We start from the raw sequence: 5786 nt of genomic DNA, 5'->3' as shown, positions 1-5786 counted from the left end.
GACGGGCACGACCCGGCGTTGGGCCTGGCCGCGGCACGGCGGGCGCTGGAGGTGCGCGGCGAGCCGCGGCTGTCCGGGCCGCCGGTGGTGGTCGACCTCGCGGTGGAGCCGTCGATCGCGGTCGGCGACGTGCCGTGGGGCCTCGGGCCGTACCTGGTGGAGCTGCTGCCGGGCACGACGGTGGTGTCGTCGACGTCGGCGGACGAGATCGCGGCGGCGGCCGGCGGGCGCACGGTGGTGGTCGTGACGCGTGAGGCACACCGCCACGCGTGGGCTCGCGAGCTGGTGGCGTCGCTGGTTACTATTGGTCTAGACCTAGTGCACGTCGAGACGGGCGTGCCGGGACCGGACCTGGGCGCCGCGGCCCGCGTCGACACCCACGGCGGCTCACGGGTGTGCCTGCGCGCCGCCGCGGAACTCCTCGCGGGCGGGCACGTCGCCGCCGGCCACGTCGCCGCCGGCCGTTGAGCACCCGAGCACTGACAGGGGAAATCCGATGACCGACCACCAGCCCGGCAGGCACATGGCGGCCGAGATCGACCGCCAGCCCGCGATCTTCGCCGACCTCCTCGCGCGGCGGGCCGAGATCGCGTCGGTCGCCTCGGCGATCGCCGAGCGCCGGCCGCGGTTCGTGCTCCTCGCCGCGCGCGGGTCCAGCGACCACGCGGCGCTGTACGCGAAATACCTGACCGAGGTGCTGCTGGAGCTGCCCGCCGGGCTGGTGTCGCCGTCCACGACCACGCTGTACGGCGCCCAGCCCGACCTGCGCGACGTGCTCCTGGTGACGGTGTCGCAGTCGGGCGGGTCGCCGGACCTGCTGGAGGTCACCGCGTCGGCGCGGGCGCGCGGGGCGCTGACGGTCGCCGTCACGAACACGGCGTCGTCGCCGCTGAACGCCGCCGCCGAGCTGTCGGTGGACGTCGGCGCGGGCGTCGAGCAGGCCGTGGCGGCGACCAAGACGTACTCGTCCACGCTGCTCGCGCTGTACCTGCTGGTGGACGCCATCCGCGGCGGTGACGGGTCGGCGGCGGCGGGCCTGGGCGACCTGGCGCGGGCCACGCTGGACATGTCGGCCGACGCGGTGGCGGAAGCCGTGCGGCGGTACCGGTTCGTGGACCGGGTGCTCACCACCGGGCGCGGGTACTCGCTGCCGACGGCGCTGGAGGCGGCGTTGAAGCTGGCCGAGACGTCGTACCTGGCGGCGCGGGCGTACAGCGGGGCGGACCTGCTGCACGGTCCCGTGGCGGCGGTGGACGCCGAGACCGCCGTGCTGGCGGTGACCAGCGCCGGCCAGGGCGGCGACGCGCTGCACGACGTGCTGGACGCCGTGCACGGGCGCGGCGCGGACGTCGTGGCCGTGGGGTCGGCCTCGGACAAGGTGTCGGCGGCGCTGCGCGTGCCGGTGGCCGAGACCGCCGAGGAGGTGGCGCCGATCCTGGAGATCCTGCCGGTGCAGCGCATCGCCCACGGCCTCGCGCTGGCCCGCGGCGGCGACCCGGACAACCCGCGCGGCCTGAACAAGGTCACCCGGACCCGCTGACGGCGGCCGGAACCCGCGCTCCAACGCGAAGAGGCCCGAGGGGATCGCCCTCGGGCCTCTTCACGTGTGCGGCTACTGGCCCGCTGCGGCCAGGCCGATCGAGGCGGTGTCGTACACCACCGTGCTGTCGAACACGACCTCCCCGTCCACCCACACCTTCCGTGGCCGGAGGTCGTCGTCCCACCACACCAGGTCGGCCACGGCGCCGGGTTCCAGCCTGCCCAGGGTGGGCTCCCCGATCGCCTCGGCCGGGATGATGGTCGCCGACGCCAGCGCGTCCGCCACGTCGACGCCCACCGACACGATGTTGCGCACGGCCCGGTCCAGCGTCAGCGCGCTGCCCGCGATCGTGCCCTCGGGCGAGCGCGGCACGCCGTCCTCGGTCAGCAGCACGTCCGCGCCGCCGAGCTGGTAGCGGCCGGGCGGCATGCCCGCGGCGGCCACGGCGTCCGTGACCAGCGCGACCCGGTGGCCGGCGGCGTTGAAGACGAGCCGGCAGACGTCCGGGCCGACGTGCGCGAGGTCCGCGATGAGGCCGAGCGTGAACCGGTCGTCCACGAGCGCCACGCCGGGCACGCCCGGCTCGCGGTGCCCCAGCGGGCGCTGCGCGTTGAACAGGTGCGTGACCATCCGGGCGCCCGCCTCGGCGGCCTCCCTGGTCTGCTCACCGGTCGCGTCGCTGTGGCCGTCGGCCCCGGGCACGCCGGCCGCCGTGAGCGGCCGCACGGCGTCCACGCCGCCCGGCTGCTCGGGCGCGAGCGTCACCATGCGCAGCGCGCGGCGCAGCACCTCGTCGTTCAGCAGCAGGTCTATCTCGGCCGGTCCCGGCGCCACCATCAGCGCCGGGTCGTGCACGCCCGCCCGCTTCGGGGACAGGAACGGCCCTTCCAGGTGCACGCCCAGCGGCTTGGCCCCCGCGTGCTGCGGCAACGTGGCCGCCGCCGCCAGCACGGCGTGCGCCTGGCGCACCGCCACCGGCACCGGCGCGGTGATCAGGGTCGGCAGGAAGCGGGTCACCCCCGTGGGCGGGAGCGCTCTCGCGACCGCGGCCATGCCCGCGGGGTCGACCTCGGCGAAGTCGACGCCCACCGCCCCGTTCACCTGCACGTCCACCAGGCCCGGGGTGAGCAGGCCCTCGGTCAGCACCTCGGCGCCGCCGGGCGGTGAGCCCGCGACGACGTCCACGATCCGGCCTGCCCTGAACCTCAGGCTGACGGGACCGGTGATGGTCCGACCGAGCAGTGCTCGCGGAGCTGCGACAACCGTGTCCAAGGTCCCTCCTCAAATGGTCCAGACCATTATGGCGGCAAGTGGCGGACGCCGTCACCCTGTGGTTACAAGATAACCGAATAGAGCGGAGCCGTGTTAATGTTCCCCCCGCACGGCGGTTCGGCCGCGCGGCACTTCGGCGTGGCCCATACTTGGCGCCAGACATCCGAGGTCTAGCTGACGAGTCGAGGGCCGCCGTGGCAGTTACCGACGACGCCATCCTGCGCGTCAAGGAGATGATCGTCTCCGGCGAGCTGAAGCCGGGCGACCGGCTGCCGCGCGAGGCCGACCTCGCCGACCGGCTCGGCCTGTCGCGGAACTCCCTGCGCGAGGCGGTCAAGGCGTTGTCGCTGGTCCGGGTGCTCGACGTGCGGCAGGGCGACGGCACCTACGTGTCCAGCCTGCGGGCCGACGACCTGCTCGGCGCGCTGTCGTTCGTGCTCGACCTGCACCGCGGCGAGGACTCCGTGCTGGAGGTGCTCCAGGTCCGGCGCATCCTCGAACCCGCCGCGGCGGCCCTGGCGGCCCAGCGCGTCGAGCCCGAGGAGGTCGCCGCGCTGCGGGCCCTGTGCGACGCCGCCGAGTCCGCCCGGTCGGTCGAGGAACTGGTCCAGCACGACCTGGAGTTCCACCGCGCCATCGCCCACGGCTCGGGCAACGCCTACCTGGCCCGGCTGCTCGACACGCTCGCCGGGCCGACGGTCCGGGTGCGGATCTGGCGCGGCATCACGCAGGGCGGCGCGGTGGACCGGACCGTCGCCGAGCACCGCGCCATCGTCGACGCGCTCGCCGCCCACCAGCCCGAGCTGGCCCGGTCCTGGTCCACCGTCCACGTGGCCGGCGTCGAGCAGTGGCTCTCCGACCTGGCCTGAGCCGGGGAGCTAGGAGAACGCGGCCCTGATGAACGGCTGGGACTCCTGCGGGTGGGACCTCCTACGTGTGGGAACCGCTACGGCTCGACGCCGTACACGCGGGCGGCCGTGCCGGCGAACACCTCGGCGCGCTCGGCCGGCGACAGCTCGTCCGTCAACGCCCGCGCGGCCTCCAGCACGTCGGCGTACGGCGCGGCCAGCAGGCACACCGGCCAGTCCGACCCGAACATCAGCCGTGACGGCCCGAACGCGTCCAGCACCACGTCGAACCACGGCCGCAGGTCGGCCACCGTCCACCGCCGCCAGTCGGCCTCCGTGACCAGCCCGGACACCTTGCACGTCACGTTGTCGTGCGCGGCCAGCGCCCGCACGCCCGCGGCCCACGGCTCCAGCCCGCCGGACGCGATCGGCGGCTTCGAGCAGTGGTCCAGCACGAACGGCACGTCCGGCATCGCGGCCACCGCGCGCCGCGCCGCCGGCAGCCGGCGCGGCACCGTGAGCAGGTCGTAGACCAGGCCGGCGCGACCGACGGCGGCCAGCCCCCGCAGCACGTCCGGCCGGCACAGCCACTCCGGGTCCGGCTCGGCCTGGACGACGTGCCGGACACCGCGCAGCCACTCCCCTCCCCCGCCCGCGCGCAACGCCGACAACGCGTCACCGACGGCGGGCGACGTCAGGTCCGTCCACCCCACCACCGCGCCGACCAGGTCCGTCGACGCGGCCAGCGCCAGCAGCTCCGGGGTCTCCTCCGGCACGGCCACCGTCTGCACCAGCACGGTCCGCGTCACCGGACCGGCCACGGCCGCGAGGTCCGCCAGCGAGAAGTCACGGCGGATCGCGCCCATCGGCGGGTCGGTGATCCAGTCCTGGTCGCGCACGGCGAGGTCCCACACGTGGTGGTGGGCGTCGACGATCACAGCAGCCCTTCCTCCCGCAGGTCGTCCCACACCACGTCCGGCACCGGCGCGGACGCCGCCTCCGCGTTGGCCCGCACCTCGTCCGCCGTGCGCATGCCCAGCAGCACGGACACCACCGCCGGGTGCCGGAACGGGAACGCGACGGCCGCCCGCGGCAGCGTCACGCCGTGCCGCGCGCACACCCCGGCGATCCGCCGGGCCCGCTCGACCAGCTGCACGGGCGCGGCGCGGTAGTCGTAGGTGTCGCCGACCTCGGGCCTGGCCAGCAGCCCCGAGTTGAACACCCCGGCCGCCACCACGGACACCCCGCGCTCGGCGCAGAGGTCCAGCAGCCCGGCCCCGCTCTGCTCCAGCACGGTGTACCGGCCGGCGAGCAGCACCACGTCCACGTCGGTCTCCCGCACGAACCGCGCGGGCAGCTCCCACTGGTTCATGCCGACGCCGACCGCGCCGACGACGCCCTCGTCCCGCAGCGCCGCCAGCGCGGGCACGGCCTCCGCCACGGCCCGGTCGCCGTGGTCGTCCGGGTCGTGCACGTACACCACGTCGACCCGGTCGAGCCCGAGCCGCTCCAGCGAGGACTCCAGCGACCGCCGCACGCCGTCCGCGCCGAAGTCCCACCGCCGCACGTGCGTGGCGGGCACCGCGAACCCGTTCGCCCGGTCGTCGCCGCCGGCCGAGCACGGCTCCAGCACCCGGCCCACCTTCGTGGACACGACGAACGAGTCGCGCGGCCGGCCCGCCAGGAACTCGCCGATCCGCCGTTCCGACAGACCGAGCCCGTAGTGCGGCGCGGTGTCGAAGTACCGGATGCCGGCGTCCCACGCGGCCTCCAGCGCCCCGAGGGCGTCCGAATCGGACACCTCGGTGTACAGGTTGCCGATCGGCCCGCCGCCGAACCCCAACCGGGACAGTGGGATCACACCCGCACCTCCAAGACGATCGGCTCCGCGCCCATCGTTCCCCGTCCGCACGCCGGGGGCCACCGCGCTACGGCCGCGGCGGGCGCAACCGGAGGCCGTGCATGCCGCCGTCCACCGCGAGGACGGCGCCCGTCGTGGAGCCGGAGTGCGGACCGGCCAGGTACGCGATCGCGCCCGCCACCTCGTCCGCCGTCACCAGCCGACCGTGCGGCTGCCGGGCCTCCAGCGCGGCCCGCTCGGCGACCGGGTGCGGCGCCGCGTCGAG

General features: G+C 75.5%; 6 protein-coding genes and 1 pseudogene. 3 read left to right on the top strand and 4 right to left on the bottom strand.

Annotation, left to right across the window (positions count from 1 at the left end):
• Both ACFQ3T_RS33730 and ACFQ3T_RS33725 read left to right on the top strand, forming a co-directional pair.
• Positions 1 to 468, top strand: a pseudogene (locus ACFQ3T_RS33730) (glycoside hydrolase family 3 protein); the annotation flags it as partial.
• A 28-nt stretch (positions 469 to 496) separates the two neighbouring features.
• Positions 497 to 1540, top strand: a complete 1044-nt coding sequence (locus tag ACFQ3T_RS33725) for an SIS domain-containing protein (RefSeq protein ID WP_380729734.1) — start codon at positions 497 to 499, stop codon at positions 1538 to 1540.
• Positions 1541 to 1612: 72 nt separating this feature from the next.
• Here ACFQ3T_RS33725 and ACFQ3T_RS33720 read toward each other — a convergent pair whose 3' ends face one another.
• Positions 1613 to 2812, bottom strand: a complete 1200-nt coding sequence (locus ACFQ3T_RS33720; RefSeq protein ID WP_380729732.1) for an N-acetylglucosamine-6-phosphate deacetylase — start codon at positions 2810 to 2812, stop codon at positions 1613 to 1615.
• Between the two features lie 194 nt (positions 2813 to 3006).
• Here ACFQ3T_RS33720 and ACFQ3T_RS33715 point away from each other — a divergent pair, with 194 nt between their 5' ends.
• Entirely contained in the window at positions 3007 to 3681 is a 675-nt protein-coding gene (locus tag ACFQ3T_RS33715; protein ID WP_380729730.1) for a FadR/GntR family transcriptional regulator, read from the top strand.
• Between the two features lie 77 nt (positions 3682 to 3758).
• Here the strand turns inward: ACFQ3T_RS33715 and ACFQ3T_RS33710 are convergent, their stop codons facing one another.
• The 3 genes from ACFQ3T_RS33710 to ACFQ3T_RS33700 all read right to left on the bottom strand — a co-directional run.
• Positions 3759 to 4598 (bottom strand): amidohydrolase family protein, encoded by an 840-nt coding sequence (locus ACFQ3T_RS33710; RefSeq protein WP_380729728.1) that lies wholly within the window; start codon positions 4596 to 4598, stop codon positions 3759 to 3761.
• Positions 4595 to 5521 carry an aldo/keto reductase gene (locus ACFQ3T_RS33705; RefSeq protein ID WP_380729726.1) on the bottom strand — a complete coding sequence of 309 codons (927 nt, stop codon included), beginning with the start codon at positions 5519 to 5521 and terminating at the stop codon, positions 4595 to 4597. The genes ACFQ3T_RS33710 and ACFQ3T_RS33705 overlap by 4 nt, the downstream gene beginning before the upstream one ends.
• A gap of 67 nt (positions 5522 to 5588) precedes the next feature.
• Positions 5589 to 5786 (bottom strand): SDR family oxidoreductase (locus tag ACFQ3T_RS33700; protein ID WP_380729724.1); only part of this gene is annotated, 198 nt, incomplete at its 5' end.

It is taken from the genome of Saccharothrix hoggarensis, assembly GCF_042678885.1.
Taxonomy (GTDB): Bacteria; Actinomycetota; Actinomycetes; order Mycobacteriales; family Pseudonocardiaceae; genus Actinosynnema; species Actinosynnema hoggarensis.
The sequence above is the reverse complement of the archived record's forward strand: the minus strand, read 5'-3'. Positions and strand labels throughout refer to the sequence as shown.

Coding starts and splice junctions, on each gene's coding strand:
- ACFQ3T_RS33725 (WP_380729734.1), top strand. CDS start 497: ATGACCGACCACCAGCCCGGCAGGCACATGGCGGCCGAGATCGACCGC.